The sequence below is a fragment of the Sandaracinaceae bacterium genome, assembly GCA_020633055.1.
Classification (GTDB): Bacteria; Myxococcota_A; Polyangia; order Polyangiales; family Houyiibacteriaceae; genus JADJJE01.
Genome location: JACKEJ010000008.1, coordinates 465,745 through 485,573, shown reverse-complemented (window position 1 = coordinate 485,573; position 19,829 = coordinate 465,745). Strand labels below are relative to the sequence as shown.

Sequence of the window (19,829 nt, the reverse complement as noted above, 5' to 3'; positions counted from 1 at the left end):
CTACGCCCGCATGGCGGCAAGCGCCTGACGGACGATCTGGCAGCTGTCGTCGACGGCGCCGCGCTGCCAATCACGGGACTCCGGGATGAACGCCTCCTTGAAGCGTCGCTTGGCGCGCAGGTGGGTGGCGCTGCCGGGAGGGCAGTGATGGTGGGCTCGGTTCTCTTCGCGCATGGCCGTCAGCACCTCGATCACATTGTGGGTGCCGTACTCGGCCAGCATGCAGTCGTACTCGATGTCTGGGAACTGGTCCTGGAGCCAACCGCCGAGGCTCCCGTTGATCTCGTAGAGCACGCCGCTGGGGTCGAGGCCCTGCACTGCGCTGTGGCCGAACTCGCGGCGCAGGCGCTGCACGCGCGGCGAGTCGTTGGGGAAGTCCACCGCCAGCACGTAGGTGCCCCACTTGCCCATCCCCGTGTGGAAGTCGAGGTGCAGCACGCGCTGTGCGGACCCGACCAGCGGCGGGAGCAGTGTGGAGAGCAGCTCTTGCGACTTGCTCGGGCCCTTGCCCCCGAAGAACAGGCCTTCCGGGAACTCGTACTGTCCCTGGGCGATGGCGTTCTTGAGCGCGTTGAAGCCGTGCTTGGCGAGCTGCACACCCGCCTTGGCCAGGAAGGGGTCCAAGCGCGTGGGCGCGCCCGCCGTGTTCAGCAGGTCGTTCAGCCGCGCGTAGTCCTCGGGGGCGCCGCTGTAGGTGCGGGACGACTTCACGAAGTTGCGGTTGAGGTCGACGTTGTCCTCGTTCACGCGCCGGATGTAGGCGAACCCATAGGGGTTGATGGCGTGGATGAACACGACGCGCGTGCCCGCGGGGGGTTCCCACGAGCCTGCCAGCTCACCTTCCAGCAGCGCGATCTGCACGGCGGCACCGTAGAAACCCTCGATGCCATGGGTGCCGCTCGACACGACCAACACACGCTCTGGCTGCGCTGCTCCGCGCACGGCGACGTCGATGGTGAGCTCCTCACCGCGTGGCCCGTGTTGCCCGACCGCGTGCGCCGAGAGCGCGAACCCCGCCGCCTCTGCCGCAGCTCGAAAGCGGACGCGGGACGCGAGGTAGTCCGAGGAGAACGGGGGATCGATGAGGGTCTTCGGCGACGTCGTCGCGGTGGGCGTCATGTCGCTCGCCATACACCGGGTGCGTGGCCACGTCCACAGCGGCCTGCGTCGCCGCGAGCTGCGCCTCGCTTCGGCGCCGCTCGCCTCGGCGCCACCCGCCTCAGTTGGTGGGTGTCATGTTGAACGGGACGCGCGCGGTGGCGCAGGTGCCGCCGGTGGGCGCCACCAGCTGCCAGCTGCGCGCCACCGAGCTGACGCAGCTGTTGACCGAGCTGGGCATCGGTCCGCTGGCGCTCGCGCTCTCCACGTTGCCGCGCGCGCCGATGCTGAGCGTGACGGTGATGCGCCCCTGGAGCATGCTGTTCTGCTTCAGCGCCCGCTCGTAGCAGTTGCGCACCTGGCCGCGGTAGCGCGACACCGCCCCCTGCAGCGCCGCCGCGGGGATGGTTCCGTCACACTCGCGCGCCGCTCGCATGGTCGCTCGCATGGTCGTCTCCGCCACGGTCCCCGCGTCCTCGGGCGTGCCCGCATCCGGTTCCACGGGAGGGAGCTCGAACTCGTTGTGGAACTGCGACGTCGTCGGCGCCACGCCGGCGTCCAGCACCGGCACCACCGAGGGCTGCTCCGGTGTCGGGGAGCAGAACAGCAACGCGAGCGCGGCGGCGACGAGCACCCCCCCGATGACAGCGAACTTCAGCCCCTTGTGAGACGAGGGCAACGGCGCAAGCGAATCAGACATGGAATCCAGCCGCTTGTAGCAGCCCGAGAGCCTGACCGCAAAGTCGCCGATTCCGTTCAGCCTGCTATGCTCGGTTGATGGTGCAGCTTCGACGTCTTGTCCGGGACCGCCTCTTCCTGTCCGCGCTGTGGGTGGGCGCGGCGCTGCTCACGAGCGGCTGCCTCGACGCGAGCGTCACGTTCCCCATCACCCGCGAGCTGGAATTCTCGGCGTCCAACCTACCCCTGATCGACGATTTCCAGGAGAACACTGCGGACGGCCTGATCGTGCCCTCGGTGGCATGCAGCAACGCCAGCACGTGTCCCATGGCGTCGGGCATCATCGTCGAGTGCAACACCGAGGGCCTCTGCGACCCCGCCGCCACGACCGCCACCATCGCGCAGCAGGACATCGATCTGCGCGAGGTGATGGAGCGCTTCAGCATCGTGAACGCCATCGCGCTCCGGGGCGTGGAGTACGCCGTCGTCGGCAACACGCTGAACGTGGACCTGCCCGCGGTGGAGGTGTACTGGGCCCCCATCGGGACCGCCAGCGTCGACAGCGCGATGCACCTGGGGTCGTTCCCCGCGGTGCGCGCGGGCGAGACGCCCATGGCGCGCGTGCCCCTGGACGCGACCGGCACGGCCGCGCTGAACGACCACCTGGAGGCGATCTCACATCAGTTCCGGATCTTCCTCGAGGCAACCATCGACGTCGAGCCAGGCGACCGGTTCCCGCAGGGTGCGGTCATGGCGAACGTCCAGTTCGAGGTGCGCGCTTCTGGGCAGCTGAACTGACCGCTCGCGTCCCACGTCAGCGGATGCCCCGCCCCATCCAGCTGACGCGCGCCGCGGCCGTCACGTTGCTCGCGTAGGCGAAGCCGTCGCTCCCCGCGCGCACGCCATAGAGCTGCAGCGCCATCACGAGCGCGAAGCGGGGGATGACCGCCACCGAGAGATCGAACGTGCCGCGCAGCGTGCGACGGTTGTCGCCCCCGAGGTCCGACACGAACCAGTCCGCCTGAAAGCCGGTGGTCACCTTCTGTCGATCGGTCTCGAACACCGTCCAGGGTTCGAGGGTGACGACGAACCCCGCGCCGGGCTGCACGTTGCGGTTGGGGTCCAGCAGCTCGACCTCGATGCCTGCGTTGAGGCGCACACTGAGGATCGAGGTCAACGTGAAGCGTGCGCCAGCGGTCGTGCGCAGCAGGAAATGACGGAAGTCGCGCGCGGCGGGCTGGGAGAACTCGGTCTCTACGTAGCCCTCGACGAACGGCTCGGGCACGTACCACGCCTGACTCGCCACGCGGAAGCGACGCCAGCGGGCGGTGGTGCGGTAACGGATCTGGTCGTCACCCTCGAGGTAGCGGCCGTCTCCGTCCGTGGTGCGTGCCAGTCGGTATTGGACGTTGAGCGTGTTGTCCCACGCGTAGTTCGGGGTACTGGTGTTCGCGCGCGCGTCCATCAGCAACCCCAGGGTGGCCGTGTTGGCGCGTTGCAGCTGGCTGTCACCGTACTCGGCCTGATTGCGCACGGACGAGCCGCCGAAGTCCACGCTGCCACCGACGCCGTACACCCACTCCGGGTGGTCCGCGGGGTCGTCTGCCCGCTCGCGAGGGTCGTCCGTCGCAGGGCTCTCCAAGAACGTCAGCACGGCGTCTCGCAGCTTTCCGTGCTCTCCGACCACAGGCTCCCAAGGGCCGTCGAGGGTGGGGAGGTCGGGCAGGAGACCGTCGCCTCCCTTGGCCAGAAAATGAAGCGTCACGACGCGGTAGCGACCGAGCAACTCCAAGGGTCGTCCGTTGACCGTCACGCTCTCGTCGCTGGCGTTCGCGTTGGTGATGGCGAGCCCGAGGGCCAGCAGCTCGGGCCGCGCGGCGCCACGGCGGGCCACGTCGCGCAGCCAGGTCCCGCTGACGGTCGCCGTGACGAGCGGTTCGTCGTACTGGATGGCCACGTGCACGTCGCTCGCCCGTAGGTGGTTGCGTGTCCCGAGGCTCCACGACGGGTCCAAGAGGCCTCGGTTCAGCAGCGCCACCTCGGCTCCGGTCTGCTCGCGCACGATGCTCCCGCTCAGGCGCAGCAGACCAGCGCCGTCCAACGGTTCGCTCACCCTTCCTCCTGGCAGGTCGTGGCCCCAGGCGGCGCAGTACGTCTCTCCAAAGCGCTCGATGAAGGCCCCGATGGCTCGCGCAGGCGCAGGGGCAGGCTCCAGGGGCCGCACCAAGATGTCGAGGGAGTGCGCCTCGTCGTTGCGGCGCACGTCGATGCGCGCGCCGCCTCCTGGGGGGGCCGACGCGACAGCAGGTCGGAAGCCCACGGGCCGCGCGAACAACAGCTCCGAGCCAGCGTTGGCGGCGATCATCAAGTCTGGCCGGGCGTCCTGGTCCAGCTGGCGCGCGAGCGTCAGCGCACGGGCCGCGGCTTGCGCGCCGTACGCGTCGTCGACGACCACCACGACCAATGTCGCGCCTCGCGCCCTGGCAGCCACGACCGCCGGGCCGATGGCTCTGGCGACGGGGGTGAGCCGCAGACCCGCAGATTGCCGCGTGGTGGCCCGCTGCAGCGCGCCCTCGTCCAGGAACGTCAGGAACGCGATGCGGTCCGCGCCCCGCTCCACCATCGGGACACCGTCTTCGGCGTCGACCAGCACGTCACACAGCGCGACCGCCTCGGGGACGTCGGGATCGCAGCGCAGGTTGCTCGCGATGGTCGGCACGCCGCGCTGCCGCAGCGCTCGGAGCGCGTCCACCAGGGGGGCGCGCTCTGCGGACAGCTCACCCTCGCCGAAGGTCAGCGCGTCGTAGCCGAGCTCTGCGATCAGCTGGGCGAACGAGTCGGGCGCGCGCGCTGCGGCGTACATGGAGACGGCGTTCGGCGCGAGCAGCCCACCGGTATCGACGACGAAGGGCCGCAGTGCTCGCAGGGTCTCGAGGTGCGGCGCCACGTGAGCGAAGGGGGCGGGTGCGAGCGTACGTTCGGCGTTGCACACCGGCTCGGTGAAGTGGCCCCCAACACCCGAGGTGACCACGAGCCGGGCCGCCATGGCGAGCGCCGCCGTGTCGGAGGCAACGAGGGAGGGAGGCGTCGCCGTGGGGACACGTCCGCTGCCCGCGTCGCGACGTGCGGCCTCGTCACGGGGCCGTTCGTCATCCGGCGCAGGCGCGTCGGGTTGTGCTCGGGCGGTCGCCGCGATCCCCCACAGCGCCACGAGCAAGGGCACGAGGCCTCGTGGGGTCGTCCATGGCGCGAGCGCAAGGCGCCCGCCGGGCGGGGTCATCAACATGCCGCGGAGATATCCCGTCCTTGGGGCTGCGCGCAAGTCAGGGCCCGATCCGTCACTGATTGACTCATCATTTGTCCAGTGTCTGCGTGGGCTTGGCCGGCGATCTTCACACGGAGTCGGAGACCTCGGGGGCGCGCACCGCCAACCCCCGTTTCACCACGTCTACTGGATGTTGGGCATTTTTTTGTGTGACACCACCATATCTCGTAGGGTCCCACCATGTCGTCCTTCGTCACCGCCACGCTCCCAGGTCGCCTGCCCGGCGTGGCGACGCGCAGCAGATCGCCTCGAGCGGACGTCCGCGGGAGAAATCCGCAGAATTTTGTTCAGTGGTTTCGCCCGCTTGAGCAGGTGTTGTCGCCTTTGCCGAAAAGGGGGCTTGACCTCGTCGGCCGGCGGGCGGATAACGGCCCTCCCCCTACCAGGGGTAGTGGTGCTGTTGGCCGCACCACCCCTCTGACTTGTGGGTTGGCGGTGAAAATCCTGTGGAGCGCCTGTGAACTGGGGTGCGCTGACATGGGTCGGGTTTCGTCGTGATCGTGGTTGGTAGTGTCCGTAGTTGGTGTTCGTTCGGAGGTAATCGTGGCTGTTGAAACGCAAACGCAGAGCAAGAAGTCGGAAACGGAAGGCACGCGCCGCGCGGGGCGTACGCAGCAGGCAGGCGGCCTCTTGGTCGATCGCCGCTTCACGAGCCCCGGCGAGGATCCGCTCGAGACCACGGTCTACGAGAAGCGTGACAGCGCCATCAGCAGCTCGGACGGCTCGACCGTGTTCGAGCTGAAGGGTGCCGAGGTGCCGGCGGGCTGGAGTCAGCTGGCGACCGACATCGCGGTCTCCAAGTACTTCCGCAAGGCGGGCCTGAACGGCGACAAGAACAGCGGTGAGCGCAGCGTGCGCCAGCTGGTCTACCGCGTCTCGCACTCGCTGCGCGAGGCGGGCGAGCAGTTCGGCGGCTACTTCGCGGACGCGGCGGCGGCCGACAACTTCGAGGCCGAGCTGAGCCACCTGCTCGTCAACCAGATGGCCGCGTTCAACAGCCCGGTCTGGTTCAACTGCGGGCTCTTCCAGCGCTACGGCATCGAGGGTCAGGGCGGCAACTGGTTCTGGGACGCCAAGTCGGACCAGATGGCGGAGACCACCAACGCCTACGAACATCCCCAGTGCTCCGCGTGCTTCATCCAGGCGGTCGACGACGACCTCATGGCCATCTACGAGCTCGTCCGCAACGAGGCGCGCCTCTTCAAGTACGGCTCGGGCACCGGCTCCAACTTCAGCGCCATCCGCGGGCGTCAGGAGAAGCTGAGCGGCGGCGGCACCAGCAGCGGCCTGATGAGCTTCCTCGAGGTGTTCGACCGCGCGGCGGGCAGCACCAAGAGCGGCGGCACCACGCGCCGCGCGGCCAAGATGGTGTGCCTGGACCTCGACCACCCCGAGATCGAGGACTTCATCGACTGGAAGGTGCGCGAGGAGAAGAAGGCGCGCGCGCTGATCAAGGCGGGCTACGACAGCGACTTCAACGGCGAGGCCTACCGCACGGTCAGCGGTCAGAACTCCAACAACTCGGTGCGCGTCACGGACGACTTCATGCGCGCGGTCGAGGCCGACGGCGACTGGCAGACCCGCTTCCGCACCACCGGTGAGAGCTGCGACACGCTCAAGGCGCGTCACCTGTGGAAGAAGATCAGCGAGGCCGCGTGGTGGTGCGCCGACCCGGGCGTGCAGTACGACACGACCATCAACGACTGGCACACCTGCCCGAACACCGACCGCATCAACGCCAGCAACCCGTGCTCCGAGTACATGTTCCTGGACGACTCGGCGTGTAACCTCGCGTCCATCAACCTGACCAAGTTCCTGGCGGACGACGGGCAGTTCGACATCGCGGGCTACCGCCAGGCCATCCGCGTGCTGATGGTCGCGATGGACATCATCATCGACTACTCCAGCTACCCGACGCGGCGCATCGCCAAGAACAGCCACGACTACCGTCCGCTGGGTCTGGGCTACGCCAACCTCGGCACCATGCTGATGCGCCTCGGCATCCCCTACGACAGCGACCAGGGGCGCGGCATCGCCGGCGCGCTGACCGCCATCCTGTGCGGCCACGCGTACGCGACCAGCGCCGAGGTGGCCGCAGCCAAGGGCGCGTTCGCGGGCTTCCAGCGCAACCGCATCGCCATGCTGCGCGTCATGAACAAGCACCGTGACGCGGCCTACCAGGTGGGTGACGCGAACTGGGTGGCCATGCGCACCGGCGACGACCCGAAGGTGCCCGAGTACCTGACCAACGCCGCGCGCGAGGACTGGGATCTGGCCGTGACGCTGGGCGAGCTGTACGGCTACCGCAACTCGCAGGCCACCGTGTTGGCGCCGACGGGCACCATCGGCCTGCTGATGGACTGCGACACCACGGGCATCGAGCCCGACTTCGCGCTGGTGAAGTTCAAGAAGCTGGCCGGCGGCGGCCACTTCAAGATCGTGAACCAGAGCGTGCCCTCGGCGCTGCGCCACCTGGGCTACACCGAGGCGCAGGTGACCGACATCGTCTCGTACGTGACGGGCACCAACACGTTCACCAACGCGCCCCACGTCGGACGCAAGGTGCTGCTGAGCAAGGGCCTGACCGAGCGTGAGATCGAGAAGGCCGAGAAGGCGCTCCCCGGCGTGTTCGACGTGTCCCAGGCGCTGGCGCCCTGGGTGCTGGGCACCGAGGCGCTCGACCGTCTGGGCGTGCCGGCCAAGACCTACAACGCGCCGGGCTTCAACCTGCTGCGCCACTGGGGCTTCACGTCCGCGCAGCTGACCGAGATCAACGACGTCATCGTCGGTCGCATGACCATCGAGGGCGCCCCGCACCTGCGCGCCGAGCACCTGCCGGTGTTCGACTGCGCCAACCGCTGCGGCAAGACCGGCAAGCGCTTCATCGAGCCGATGGCGCACGTGTACATGATGGCCGCCGCGCAGCCCTTCCTCTCGGGCGCGATCTCGAAGACCGTGAACATGCCGAACGAGTCGACCGTGGAGGACGTGAAGCAGGTCTACATGGAGGGCTGGAAGCTGGGGCTCAAGGCCATCGCGCTCTACCGCGACGGAAGCAAGAGCAGCCAGCCGCTCAACAGCTCGGACGACAGCGAGGAAGCGACCGAGACCAAGGCCGCAACGCCTGCGGTCGCCGCCAAGCCCGCCAAGCCCGTTCCGCTCACGGCTGCGCAAGAGGGCCTGCGTCCGCCCGAGACGCGTCGTCACCGCCTGCCCAAGAAGCGCAGCGGCTTCACGCAGGAGGCGCGCATCGGTGGGCACAAGGTGTTCTTGCGCACCGGTGAGTACCAGGACGGCAACCTGGGCGAGATCTTCGTCGACATGCACAAGGAGGGCGCCGCCTTCCGCTCGCTGATGAACAGCTTCGCCATCAGCGTGTCGATGGGCTTGCAGCACGGCGTGCCGCTCTCGAGCTACGTCGAGCAGTTCACGTTCACCCGCTTCGAGCCGTCGGGCATCGTCGAGGGGCACCCTAACATCAAGTTCTCGACGTCCATCATCGACTACGTCTTCCGCGTGCTCGGGGTGGAGTACCTGAAGCGCTACGACTTCGCCCAGGTGCCGCCCGAGGAGCAGCGTGCGGAGCTGGAGAACCCCACCGACGTGAACGCGGTGCAGCGCATCGAGGGCGTGGCGCACAGCGAGGTGCCGGCGGCGCTGGCGGCAGGCATCGAGCCCGCCGAGCAGGTGACGTTCGCCTTTGCGGGCGGTGGGCACGCGCCAAACGCGCTGGACGCGCAGCTGGGCGAGATGATGGGCGACGCGCCCATGTGCGAGAAGTGCGGGCACATCACGGTGCGCAACGGCGCTTGCTACAAGTGCCTGAACTGCGGCAACTCGATGGGCTGCAGCTGACACCACTGGACGGGGTCGGGCCCGCGGGGCCGCGCCGCTCGTCGCGCTGGCGCTCCCTGCGGTGCCTCCCCCATTTCTACGCGCCTTTGGCGCGTGAAATGGGGCCCCCCCGACACCCTGGCGCGGCCCCGCGGGCCACGACCCCTTCCGTGGGGTCGCTTTCGCGGTAGGGGCGGGTGGGGTTCTGGTTTGGTCGGGGAGTACGTGGGGGGCTCGGACGAGGGCGCGAGTGGGCTCGGCGGTTTGCGCGCTTGGGCTCGGCGGTTTGCGCGCTTCGGCTCGGCGGTTTGCGCGCGTGGGCTCGGCGATTTGCGCGCGTGGGCTCGGCGATTTGCGCGCGTGGGCTCGGCGGTTTGCGCGCTTGGGCTCGGTGGTCCGTGTGGATGGGCTCGTTCCAGTCGCCGTGCATCGTCGCGATAGGTGAGGCGAGGGCGAACGGGGCCCCGAACGCGACTCCGCCGATCGCTGCGTGCACGATGTCCATGAGCGCCGCTTGAACGCCTCATGCCACGCTCGCGCGCACGTGCGAGAGGAGGATCGTGATGCAGAGCGCAAGCGCGATCGAGACCGTGCGGGTCCGACCGGTGTGTCGCGCCACGTTGGCCATCGCGGCGGGACGTGACCGCGCGCGGTGGTGCGCGATGGGGGGTTGACGTTCGATGCGTGTGCCCGAGAGAGCGGCGATGTTGGAGCTCACACGACGCTAGGTCTGTCGGGACGTGCATGTCCCGGCTCTTCGAGTGCCCTCCGTTGCGCGCCGTGAGTCTCGGTCGTTGCTGCGGAGGTGTGCAGTGGTGCGTAGTGAGTGAGGAGGTCGTCATGGCGACCAAGAGGTTGGAGCGGACCGTCATCGAGGGCGGCCGAAGTCGGTACAACAAGTGGGAGCGTCGGCACTCGAATGCCCAGCTGCGGGCGAAGGTGAGGCCGCAGGTCGCCCGCTGGGCACGTGACCCCGACAGCTGGGACGCGGACGTCCCGGGGAAACGTCGGACCGTCTGGCGGGACTTCAGCGACAAGCTGGGACCCGTCGAGCGATGGCTGTACGCGCAGGTGGGGCGCCCGTGGCGAGACGTCGAGGGGCAGATCTTGCGCAAGTTCGACACGCGCTCGCTCGCTGGCCGGCACGTGGTGTTTGACCACTTGCTGCCGGGCTCCTGGCGAGGCACCGCGCGCGATGGGTGGGGCGTGAATGGCCGCTGGACGTTTCGTGTGGACGACCGGGGGATTCTGCAGGCAGCTCCCGGCGCGGCCGTACGGCGGCCGCAGGCGCCCGCCGTACGGGAGGAGATCGCCGCGTGGATTGGCGTGCGGCGGCTAACGCAGCGTGGGACCCACTGGTACTGGATGCTCCCCGTCTGGCCGCCCAACGCGGAGTGGACCGGGGCGCCTCCCCGCTATCGTCAAGACGCCCCGCTCGACGCGGCGGAGACCGCACGCGCGCTGTCACTCAACCCGGCCGAGCGTGAGCGCTTCGTGTTGTCGATCGACTGCACGGGCCCGCCCCGAGGACTCAGCGCGCGAGGCGCCAGTGGGGGAAGGAGGCGCCCAGCTCGTCCATCGCCAGCTCGGTGTGGATGAGCTCGATGGCCTCGTCGCGGCTGAGCAGACCGAGGCAGTCCCATGCGTCGTCGCGGACCAGCGGGCGTGCGGCCAGCTCCTCGAGCAGGGTGACCCAGCCTTCATTCAGGTAGGGCGCGAGGGTGCGGACGTTCGCATGCGCGGCGGTGCTGCGCTGCTCGTGGGTGAAGCCCGTTCCGTCGTCCTCGACGATCTCCGCGAAGGCCTGCACCAAGTGGCGCAGTAAGAAGCTCTCCGTGTCCGGTGCGAAGTACGTTGCGCCGTTCTCGTCGTGGGGCGCGAGCACGATCACCTCGGGGCCGGCCTTGGGGTACCAGCACCACATGTCGCCCGCGCCCGTGCTCGCGAACGGGACGAACCCGTGAGCCGGATCGAAGTGCTCTGGCACCTCCCAGTTGGCGATGTCCTCGGGGGCCCACCACTCCACCTGCGACGACGCCATCATGAGCGCGGGCGGGTTCTCGAGCGCGCGCTGCCGAAAGGTCTGCTTCCAGTCAGCGGGGCTCGTGCCGTAGCGGGTGACCCCGTCCGCTACCATGCGGCGGTACAGCTCGGGGACGCAGAAGCCCGTATTCAGCTCGATGGTGTCGTAGACGGTGCGCATGGCGGCCGCGACGGTAGCACCAGCCACCACCCGCGGGGAGTCCCGCTCAGTGGGACGCGAAGACGCTCACTGCGTCGGACGCCACCATCACCCGCCCGACGGCGCGCTGCAGCTCCTCGTGGGTCGCTGTGTCGATGCGCGCCTCGATGGCTGCACCGAGCGCTCCAAAGCGCTGCTCCAGCTGAGTACGCAACACCTGTCGCAAGGTGAGTAGCGCCCCTTCCTGGCGCCCTTCCTGGCGCCCTTCCTGGCGCCCTTCCTGGCGCCCTTCTTGTTTGAGTTGTTCTGCGATGCTTGCCAAGGGGGCCTCCGCGGCGGCGACGTGTTCCAGGATGGCGCGCCGAATTTCATCGAACGTGCGCTCGGTGGACAGCACTGAAATGTAGCGCACGAAGGCGCGCCCGACAGCAGGGTCGTCGGTGAACACGTCCTGCAACAGATCCTTCCACACGGGGATACGCGCCAACAGCGCTTCGACCTGGCGCCCGTCACGCAGCAGCCACACCGCCACCTTCGGGACCGCAGCGAGCGGCCGTGCGCGCAGCGCAGCGTCGTCGACGCTCGAGAGGTCGTCGATGAGCAGCTCGACGTTGGGCACGTAGGGACGCAAGGCTGGCGCGCGCTCGAGCCCATCGACCATCTCGTGGAGCGTCCGTGGAGCCCGCCACCCGCCCGGGCCATGATGCACGACCAGCGTAATGATGGGCGGCAGTGTCTTGCGGGTTGGCTCCTCGCGCAGCATCTGGCGCCACAGGCCGAGCGTATACTCGTGCGCCCGCAGGGGCATGTGCGCGTCGGACAGGCTCTGGTGCTCGATGACGACGTGGAGCTGCACGTGGATGTACGCGAACTCTTCCTGCCCGTCTTCGTCAGGCGCGACGAGCGGCGCGCGGAACACCAGGTCCGCGTACCTCGCGTCCATGCGGTCGCTCACGAACGCACCCGACAGCAGCTCGAGTCGCGACAGGTCGACCGCCTCGACCAGTGCCTGCGGCAACACACTCCGTAACTCGTCCGCCGCATGCGCGGGGACGGAGAACACACGCCTGAAGAGCGTGTCGTGTTCACCCACGAGCGAGCTCGCGGGAACGAGGGAAGTCTGTGCACAGGTGGTTCATGAGGCTCGCTCGCCGGACACCAACCGCCCGACGAACCCCCTTGTCGTTCCACACCGACCACGATTGCGCGCAGCCTCCACTTCGGCGAGTCCTGGTGCCCGGCGCCCTCACACACGCCACGCACCTCATCCGAGGCACCACGAGCCTCCCGGCGCGCTCCGCGGCGACGAGCGACCCACCCCATACGCCTCAGACGCACTTCCGTGCGTGTCCGTTCTCACCACCCGCCACCACGCGCCCCGACGCGCTCGGTCCCGGCCCCACGAGCCCACCGACGCGCCCAGTGGGGGCCACCCGCGGCCCACCCACGGACCCCACCCGCTCCCGAACCGAGCACGCTGCCGGGTCGAGGCAGGGCGGGTCTCCGCAAGGGTGTCGGGGGGTCCCGCTTTCAAGCGGCGCGCAGCGACGCGCCGAAAGCGGGGAGGCACCGCAGGGAGCGCCTGCGCGACCGGGCCCGCCGCGAGACCCGCCCCGCCTCGACCCGGCGACCAGCCAGCAGTCGCGACAAAGCGGACGTCGGACCAAGTTGCGCCCGTAGCAGGGTAGTCACCCCCACCCCCCTCGCGTACCATCGACCAACCAGGCGGCCCCGCCCGCCCGCGTACGAAGGTGGTCCATGGCGAACGTCAGTCGATTCGGCTTCTTGCGGCATCTGCGCTCCGAGCCCAACCAGTTCATCCTGCACTACAAGGGTGGCAAGGTGGTCAAGAGCGGGGCGGGCATCGCGTACTTCTTCAACCCCCTGTCCGCCGCGGTGGCGCAGGTGCCGGTCGAGGACTGCGAGACCACCTTCATGCTCAACGAGCGCTCCGCCGACTTCCAGGAGGTCAACGTGCAGTGCACGCTCGCGTACCGCGTGACGGACCACCAGCGCGCGGCGAGCCGCATCAACTTCGCGCTCTCGCTGGAGAGTGGCGTGTGGCTCGAGCAGCCCCTCGATCGCCTGGCGACCCTCTGGTCCCAGAAGGCCCTCGAGCCCGTGCGCAAGTTCGTCTCTGGCTCGCCCGTGGTCGAGGTGGTGCAGCGGGGCTCCGAGCACATCCGCGCGTCGCTCGACACGGCCCTGCGCAACGACACCGAGCTCGCCGCCATGGGGCTCGAGCTGGTGACCGTGCAGGTGTCACGCGTCGCACCCAGCGCCGAGCTGGAGAAGGCACTCCAGACGCCCACGCGCGAGGGGCTCCAGCAGAAGGCGGACGAGGCGCTCTTCGCCCGCCGTGCCCTCGCGGTCGAGAAGGAGCGCGCCATCAAGGAGAACGAGATGGCGACCGAGCTCGAGCTCGAGAAGCGCAAGCGGCAGCTCATCGAGCAGCGCGGCGCGAACCAGCTGCAAGAGGTGCAGCAGGTGGCCACCACCGAGAAGGCGCGCGTGGAAGCGGAGCTCGCGCGCCAGCTGCTCACCGCCGAGGCCGACGCGCGCCGCAACCTCACGCTGGCCAAGGCGGAGACCGAGAAGAGCAAGCTGCTGGCCGACGCGCACGCGCGCGACTTCCTGCTGCGCGCTCAGGGCGAGACGGCTGCCCGCAAGTTGTGGAACGACCTCGAGCAGCAGCGCGAGACGGAGCGCGTCGCCCTCTGGGAGAAGACCCCTCAGCGCGTGTCGACCGCGTTCGCCGTGCAAGCGGCTGCGGCCAAGCTGGACAAGATCAACCACCTCAACCTGACGCCCGACCTGCTCAAGACGCTGGTGCAGGAGCTGGCCACGGACCGCGCCGGGTCCTGAGGCGATGGCCAAGCGCGTCGCCCGCATCGTCGTCGTCACCCGCAAGACACCGCTCGAGCTCTTGCTCCAGCGACACGGTACGCACGGGCAGGCCAAGTTCTACCTTTCGACCCGTGGACAATCCATCGAGCCTCTCGAGCGCATCCACGCGGGGGTGAGCAACGGCTTGTCCGCGGTGCTGAAGGCGCTCCCCGCCGATCAGAAGTACGCGCGCGTCGACCGTGACGAGCTCGACCGCTTCCTGTTCTCTCCGGACGACGTGATCATCATGGTCGGCCAGGATGGGCTCGTCCCCAACGTAGCCAAGTACCTCGACGGACAGCTGGCGATCGGCATCAACCCCGACCCGTCGACCTACGACGGCGTGCTGTGTCGCTTCCCGCCCGAGGCCACGCTCCCGCTGCTCGAGTTCGCCGCGAGCGGGGAGGGGGGCTTCGCGGTGCGCCCGCGTACCATGGCCGAAGCGCTGCGCGAAGACGGGCAGCGGCTGCTCGCGCTCAACGAGATCTACCTGGGCCACCAGACACACCAATCGTCGCGCTACCAGCTCACGGTCAATGGTCACACGGAGCGGCACTCGTCGTCGGGCATGATCTGCGCGACGGGGACGGGCTCCACTGGCTGGGCGCGCTCCATCGCGGAGCAGCGCGGCATCACCGAGCCGCTCCCCGAGCCCTCCGCGCCCAAGCTCGCGTGGTTCGTGCGTGAGCCTTTTCCCAGCGTCGCCACGGGCACCACGCTCAACTTCGGCATCGTGCAGGAGGGCGAGACGCTGCAGGTCGTCAGCGAGATGGGCGAGGGGGGCACGCTCTTTGCGGACGGCATCGAGAGCGACCGCGTCGAGTTCAGCTCGGGCCAGAGCGTGACCATCCGCGTGGCGCCGCGCACGCTCCGCCTGGTGGTGCCGAAGGCCGAGGCCACCACCGCCACCCACGCACCGGTGACGGGCCAGCAGTCCATGTAGGGGATGCGCCTGGTCGCGCCGTCGGGGCCTACGGCGGGCCCAGGCCGCAGCGAGAGTTGGTGTCAGCCCGCGAAGCGCAAGCCGCGCTGCGCGCGCATAGCCCGAGCCACGCGCCGCACGTCGTGCTTGCGCAGCCCCACCATGGACTCCGCAAAGTACGCCGGCTGCGGGATGGTCAGGCGCTCGCCCAGGATGCGCTCGGCGAGCGGCGTGAGCGGCAAGCCCAGGTCGCGCGCGATCTCGCACGCCACGAGCGCGCCCGACTCGGCCGCGCCCTCCATGAAGCCCTGCTTCTCGGTGGACGCGTGCTCCCCCGCGAAGTGCATGTTGCGCACGCGCTTCCCCTCGAGCCCGTAGAAGTCGTACTGCCCCGGCTGGTAGCAGACGAACGCGCCCAGGGCGTAGGGCATGGTGGGCCACGCCATGCGGACGGCGCTGTCGGCCGTGTAGACCGCGGCCGTGCCGGGATAGATCGTGTCGATCTGCTGCACGATCGCGCGCGCCCGCTCGTGCGTCTCGCCCTCGATGTTGCGCAGCCCCGGCGCGCCGCCCGCGTAGACGGTCAGGATGCCGTTGTCGCCCGCCTGCCCCACGGAGGTCTCCCACGTCTGGCCGAACTGCAGCTCGCTGGTGGAGCTACCCATCGCGCTGTGCTGCGTGCGCCACACCCGCTGGTCGTAGCCCAGCATGATCTTCGAGCACGTGCCGTAGCCGATCTCGCGGATGAGCCGCGCCTTCCACTCGGGCATCTCCAGCTGGAAGTCCACGTTGCGCGCCGTCGTGAGCGGGATGGCGAGCACCAGGTGGTCGCACGTGGCGGACACGGGCGTGCCCCCTTGGTCGAAGTGCGCGGTGAAGGTCCCGTCGGCGTGCTCCTCGACGGCGGTGAGGACGTGACCGAGCGCCACGGTCCCGCTCAGCCGGCTGTGGATGGCCTCTATGAACGTGTCGTTCCCCGCGTGCGTGTGGAAGCGCTCGTCCGAGTCGCCGAAGATGCGGAAGTGCTCCTGGTTCTCGTAGTCGATCAGGTAGTGCAGGTTGAGCGCGCTCTGGTTGCTGCACTCGAGCCCGTACTCCGCCTCGTATGCGGCGTCGAGCAGCGCACGCACCAACGTGTCCTCGACGTTGGTCGCGAGCCACTCCGAGAGCGGCATGTTGTTCAGCCGCGCGAAGCGATCGGCGTTCTCTTCTTCCTCAATGCCCTGCATCTCGCTCGCGATGAACTGCGCCGTCGGGCGGAAGCGCTCGAACACCTCCTCGCTCGGCACGTGCCGACCCTCGAAGTACCACGTCTCCGCCTCACGCAGGCCACGCGCGGCCTCGGTGCGATCGTCGAGCGCGATGTCGAATTCGGCGGCCAGCGCGTGCATCACGCGATCGCCCGTGTCGATCAGCTCGCCCCCGAGCTCGCACACCTGGCCGTTGGCGAAGTGCCCGCGCAGCGAGTGCATGCGCCCGCCCACGCGTCGTGAGGCCTCGAACACCTGCGGGCTCAGCCCGAGCGCCTCGAGCTGCAGCGCGCAGTGCAGGCCGGCCATGCCCGCGCCGACCACCACGACGCGCGGTGTGCCCCCGCGCGGCAGCGTCGAGCGGCCGCTGCAGCCCGCGAGCGTCGGGCCCACGGCCAGCGTGCTCAAGGTCGCGAGCGAACCCTCGATGAAGCGGCGACGGCTCATGGGCAGCGCGTCGAGCGGCACCTCGCGCGGCGCGCGCCTACCGTCCACTCCATGGGCCAGGGCGGCCCGCACTCGCATCATCAACTTGGAACGTGGCATCGCTGTGTCCTCTCCTGCGTGTCCTGCGTGTCCCGCGTCGTGCTGCCCATGCCGAGTCGGGTCTGGGCGCCCGCGCGTGGCGCGACCATACACGCACCTCCGAACACGCCGCACACGAAATGCACGTCGTGCGGAACCTTGGGTGGAGGGCGCTGTCAGAACTCCCAGAACCGACTGGCACGAGCGCTGGTCGACAACGCCGGAGACGGCTGACTGGAGTAGCCCCGTGTCCCACCACACCCCGCCCATCCCCACCACCACCCCGCGCGCCGTTGGTGTCGCGCCCGTCCCCGCGAACCCCTTCGGTGCGGCCAAGCGGGTGGCCCTGCCCAACCCCTTCGCGCCGAGCACCGCCGTGGCACGCGCCGCCGAGCCCGAGCTGGATCTGAGCGGGGTCGACCCGGAGCGCCTCGTGTACGGCATCGCCGCGAGCGGCCCTCCGGTGGACGCGAACGAGGTGGAGAGCGCGCAGCAGGCGCTCGAGGTGATGGTGATGTGGGGCCGCTCCGTGCTGCACGTCGACCACCTCAGCCCAGCGCGTTCGTTCTACGTCGGCGAGGCGCAGGGCAAGGACGAGCCCGTCGACTTCCTGCTCACGCCCGAGGTGCTCGGCGCGACGCGCCTGCCCATCACGCTCGTCGCCGAGGGCGGCACGTTCATGGTGTTCCCCGAGGGCGCCACGGGTGAGCTCGTGCGCGACGGTGAGCGCACGGTGATCGAGAGCATCATGCTGGAGCCCTGCCTCGCCCACGCTGGCGCGAAGCAGTTCGCCATCCCGGCGGGCGCGACGGTGTCCATGAGCCACCGCGGCTTCACCTTCGTGGCCAAGTCGGTGCGCGCCGGCAAGAAGGTCGCGGGCGGCTTCGCCTGGGACTGGTCTCCGCTGGCCTACGCCGGCTCCGTGCTCGCCATGGTCGGCCTGCTGCTGGGCGTCATGTACTTCACGCCGCCCGCAGTGGCTGGCCTCAACAACGACCTGGTGGACCCCAACTCGCGCCTCGCCCAGTTCGTCATCTCGCCGGTCGAGACCGACGCGCCACAGCCGGACGACACCACGCCGTCGAGCAGCGAGGGCGGCGAGGCCTCGGCTTCGGCCCCTGGCGAACAGGGCGAGATGGGCGACGAGAACGCGCCGCGCACCACCAACCGCGCGGCTGTCCGGGGCGACGCGAACCCCGAGGACGAGCGGGTTGCGCATGACGCGCTGACAGAGACGGCGGCGCACGCCGGACCCATCGGCACCGTGCTCGCCGCCATGCAGTTCAACGGGCCGACGTCGCCCTACGGCGCAGACCAAGCCCTCGGCTCGAGCGAGATCTCCGCGCTGGGTGCGCTCACCGGTCCGCAGGCCGGCCAGAACTTCGGCCTGGGTGGCCTGGGTCTCACGGGCACGGGCCGCGGCGGCAACTACGGCGTGCTCGCCGGGCAGCTCGGCTCCGGCCCCATCGGCACGCACGGCGCTTGCCGCGGGACCCGCTGCGGCGGTCACGGTGAAGGCGACGACGGCAGCCTTGGGCCCCGCGAGCCCCGCCGGCCGCAGATCAGCGCTCCGGCTCCGAGCGTGACTGGCTCCCTCGCCGCCGACGCCATCCGGCGCGTGGTGCGCCGCCACCTGGGCGAGGTGCGCTACTGCTACGAGGGCGCGCTCACCTCGCAGCCCGACCTCGCGGGCACGGTCTCGGTGCGCTTCGTGATCAACCCGAGCGGCGCGGTGTCGGCCTCCACCATCGCGGGCTCCACCCTCGGCAGCGCCCGCGTCGAGTCCTGTGTCGCCAGCGCGGTGCGCCGCTGGACCTTCCCGCAGCCCGACAACGGCATGGTGGCCGTGACCTACCCCTTCACGCTCTCGACCGGCGAGTGACCCTCAGCGGACCTTGGTCTTGGCCTTGGCCATGGCTAGCACGGTCTTGAACTCGGCCTTCGTCACGGGCTGAACACTCAGGCGGCTGCCCTTCTGGACGACGCGCATGTCGGTCAGCGAGGGCTCCGCCTTGAGCACGTCCAGCGGCACGAAGTTCGCGAAGCGCTCCACGAAGCCCACCTCGACCAGCGACCAGCGCGGGTCGGCCGGTGGGCTCTTCGGATCGTAGTACTTGCTCTTCGCGTCGAACTGCGTCGGGTCTGGGTAGGCCTCCTTCACGATCTCCGCGACGCCTGCCACGCCTGGGGGCGTGGCGTTGCTGTGATAGAAGAGCGCCAGGTCGCCCACCTGCATGTCGCGCATGAAGTTACGCGCCTGGTAGTTGCGGACCCCGTCCCATGGCTCGCGCCCCTTGCGCTCGAGATCCTCGATCCCGAACGCATCCGGCTCGCTCTTCATCAGCCAGTATTCTCTCGCTCGCTTCGCCATGCCGGGCGGTGTAAGACAAGGCTCTGGTGCCTGCAACACCCAGCCGCGCGGCGACGGCCGCCCTCGCACACACGCCCACCGACGAGCTCGTCGAAGCGCTCTCCCACGTGCTCGCGACGCGCACACGAGTGCACTTCCCGGCATTGCCGGGACGCACGAACCACATGTCCGCAGGTGTGTTGGTGCCCCTGCACGTTGGACCCGGCGGTCCCCAGGTCATCCTGCAGCAGCGACCCGGCAGCATGCGCGAGCACCCAGGGGAGATCTCGCTCCCGGGCGGGCGCAAGGACCCCGACGACGCGGACCTCACCGCGACGGCGTTGCGCGAGGCCCACGAGGAACTGGGCATCGACGACGCGCGCGTGCTGGGTCTGCTCTCCAGCTATCCCCTCTACACGTCGGACTACCGCCTGCACCCCACGGTGGCGCTGCTGCCACACGACCGCTTCGTGCCCAACCCGGCCGAGGTGGCCGCAGTGCTCCGCCTCGACCTCACCCGCACGCTCGCCCAGCCGTTCATCGAGGGCATCCCCTGGGACCTCGGGGGTGAGCGCTACGTGTGTCCCATCTTCGACATCGGCGCACCGCGCGTGGTGTTCGGGGGCACCGCGCAGGTGCTGTACGACATGCTGGAGGTCTACGCGGCGGCCGTGGGCGCGCCCGTTCCCGAGACGCGCGTCGGGAAGCTCACCTGGGCCGACGTGCTGCGCGGCTGAGCCGTGGCCCACGGTGGATCGCCCGCCCACGGCGCGTGACGC

13 protein-coding genes are annotated in these 19,829 nt (G+C 69.5%); 6 read left to right on the top strand and 7 right to left on the bottom strand.

What is annotated here, in order from left to right; all coding sequences use genetic code 11:
* Together H6726_18830 and H6726_18825 are read right to left on the bottom strand one after the other, a co-directional pair.
* Complete coding sequence (locus tag H6726_18830) at window positions 1-1,119, bottom strand: DUF2817 domain-containing protein (GenBank protein MCB9659710.1); 1,119 nt, start codon at window positions 1,117-1,119, stop codon at window positions 1-3.
* Between the two features lie 100 nt (window positions 1,120-1,219).
* Window positions 1,220-1,798 (bottom strand): AgmX/PglI C-terminal domain-containing protein, encoded by a 579-nt coding sequence (locus H6726_18825; protein ID MCB9659709.1) that lies wholly within the window; start codon window positions 1,796-1,798, stop codon window positions 1,220-1,222.
* Window positions 1,799-1,875: 77 nt separating this feature from the next.
* Here H6726_18825 and H6726_18820 point away from each other — a divergent pair, with 77 nt between their 5' ends.
* A complete protein-coding gene (locus H6726_18820; protein MCB9659708.1) occupies window positions 1,876-2,574 on the top strand; it encodes a hypothetical protein in 699 nt (232 codons plus the stop codon).
* Window positions 2,575-2,590: 16 nt separating this feature from the next.
* Here the strand turns inward: H6726_18820 and H6726_18815 are convergent, their stop codons facing one another.
* A complete protein-coding gene (locus H6726_18815; protein MCB9659707.1) occupies window positions 2,591-5,062 on the bottom strand; it encodes a 5'-nucleotidase C-terminal domain-containing protein in 2,472 nt (823 codons plus the stop codon).
* 582 nt (window positions 5,063-5,644) lie between these two features.
* Here H6726_18815 and H6726_18810 point away from each other — a divergent pair.
* Window positions 5,645-8,956 (top strand): vitamin B12-dependent ribonucleotide reductase, encoded by a 3,312-nt coding sequence (locus H6726_18810; GenBank protein ID MCB9659706.1) that lies wholly within the window; start codon window positions 5,645-5,647, stop codon window positions 8,954-8,956.
* Window positions 8,957-10,466: 1,510 nt separating this feature from the next.
* Here H6726_18810 and H6726_18805 read toward each other — a convergent pair.
* On the bottom strand, window positions 10,467-11,138 hold the full coding sequence (locus tag H6726_18805) for a hypothetical protein (GenBank protein ID MCB9659705.1): 672 nt from the start codon (window positions 11,136-11,138) through the stop codon (window positions 10,467-10,469).
* 46 nt (window positions 11,139-11,184) lie between these two features.
* Entirely contained in the window at window positions 11,185-12,210 is a 1,026-nt protein-coding gene (locus H6726_18800) for an Rpn family recombination-promoting nuclease/putative transposase (GenBank protein ID MCB9659704.1), read from the bottom strand.
* Window positions 12,211-12,875: 665 nt separating this feature from the next.
* Here H6726_18800 and H6726_18795 point away from each other — a divergent pair.
* Window positions 12,876-13,982, top strand: coding sequence for a band 7 protein (locus H6726_18795; protein MCB9659703.1), 1,107 nt, complete (start codon window positions 12,876-12,878; stop codon window positions 13,980-13,982).
* Between the two features lie 4 nt (window positions 13,983-13,986).
* Complete coding sequence (locus H6726_18790) at window positions 13,987-14,946, top strand: hypothetical protein (protein ID MCB9659702.1); 960 nt, start codon at window positions 13,987-13,989, stop codon at window positions 14,944-14,946.
* 62 nt (window positions 14,947-15,008) lie between these two features.
* On the opposite strand, the gene H6726_18785 is transcribed toward H6726_18790, so the two are convergent.
* Complete coding sequence (locus H6726_18785; protein MCB9659701.1) at window positions 15,009-16,721, bottom strand: FAD-dependent oxidoreductase; 1,713 nt, start codon at window positions 16,719-16,721, stop codon at window positions 15,009-15,011.
* A 226-nt stretch (window positions 16,722-16,947) separates the two neighbouring features.
* Between H6726_18785 and H6726_18780 the strand changes: the two genes are divergently transcribed.
* Window positions 16,948-18,582, top strand: coding sequence for an energy transducer TonB (locus H6726_18780; GenBank protein MCB9659700.1), 1,635 nt, complete (start codon window positions 16,948-16,950; stop codon window positions 18,580-18,582).
* Between the two features lie 3 nt (window positions 18,583-18,585).
* On the opposite strand, the gene H6726_18775 is transcribed toward H6726_18780, so the two are convergent.
* The gene (locus H6726_18775; GenBank protein MCB9659699.1) at window positions 18,586-19,071 is read right to left on the bottom strand and encodes an EVE domain-containing protein; all 486 of its coding nucleotides are present in this window, start codon (window positions 19,069-19,071) and stop codon (window positions 18,586-18,588) included.
* Between the two features lie 26 nt (window positions 19,072-19,097).
* Between H6726_18775 and H6726_18770 the strand changes: the two genes are divergently transcribed.
* The gene (locus tag H6726_18770) at window positions 19,098-19,787 is read left to right on the top strand and encodes a CoA pyrophosphatase (GenBank protein ID MCB9659698.1); all 690 of its coding nucleotides are present in this window, start codon (window positions 19,098-19,100) and stop codon (window positions 19,785-19,787) included.
* Window positions 19,788-19,829: the final 42 nt, after the last annotated feature.

Coding starts and splice junctions, on each gene's coding strand:
- H6726_18830 (MCB9659710.1), bottom strand. CDS start 1,119: ATGACGCCCACCGCGACGACGTCGCCGAAGACCCTCATCGATCCCCCG.
- H6726_18825 (MCB9659709.1), bottom strand. CDS start 1,798: ATGTCTGATTCGCTTGCGCCGTTGCCCTCGTCTCACAAGGGGCTGAAG.
- H6726_18820 (MCB9659708.1), top strand. CDS start 1,876: ATGGTGCAGCTTCGACGTCTTGTCCGGGACCGCCTCTTCCTGTCCGCG.
- H6726_18815 (MCB9659707.1), bottom strand. CDS start 5,062: ATGTTGATGACCCCGCCCGGCGGGCGCCTTGCGCTCGCGCCATGGACG.
- H6726_18805 (MCB9659705.1), bottom strand. CDS start 11,138: ATGCGCACCGTCTACGACACCATCGAGCTGAATACGGGCTTCTGCGTC.
- H6726_18795 (MCB9659703.1), top strand. CDS start 12,876: ATGGCGAACGTCAGTCGATTCGGCTTCTTGCGGCATCTGCGCTCCGAG.
- H6726_18790 (MCB9659702.1), top strand. CDS start 13,987: ATGGCCAAGCGCGTCGCCCGCATCGTCGTCGTCACCCGCAAGACACCG.
- H6726_18785 (MCB9659701.1), bottom strand. CDS start 16,721: ATGCCACGTTCCAAGTTGATGATGCGAGTGCGGGCCGCCCTGGCCCAT.
- H6726_18775 (MCB9659699.1), bottom strand. CDS start 19,071: ATGGCGAAGCGAGCGAGAGAATACTGGCTGATGAAGAGCGAGCCGGAT.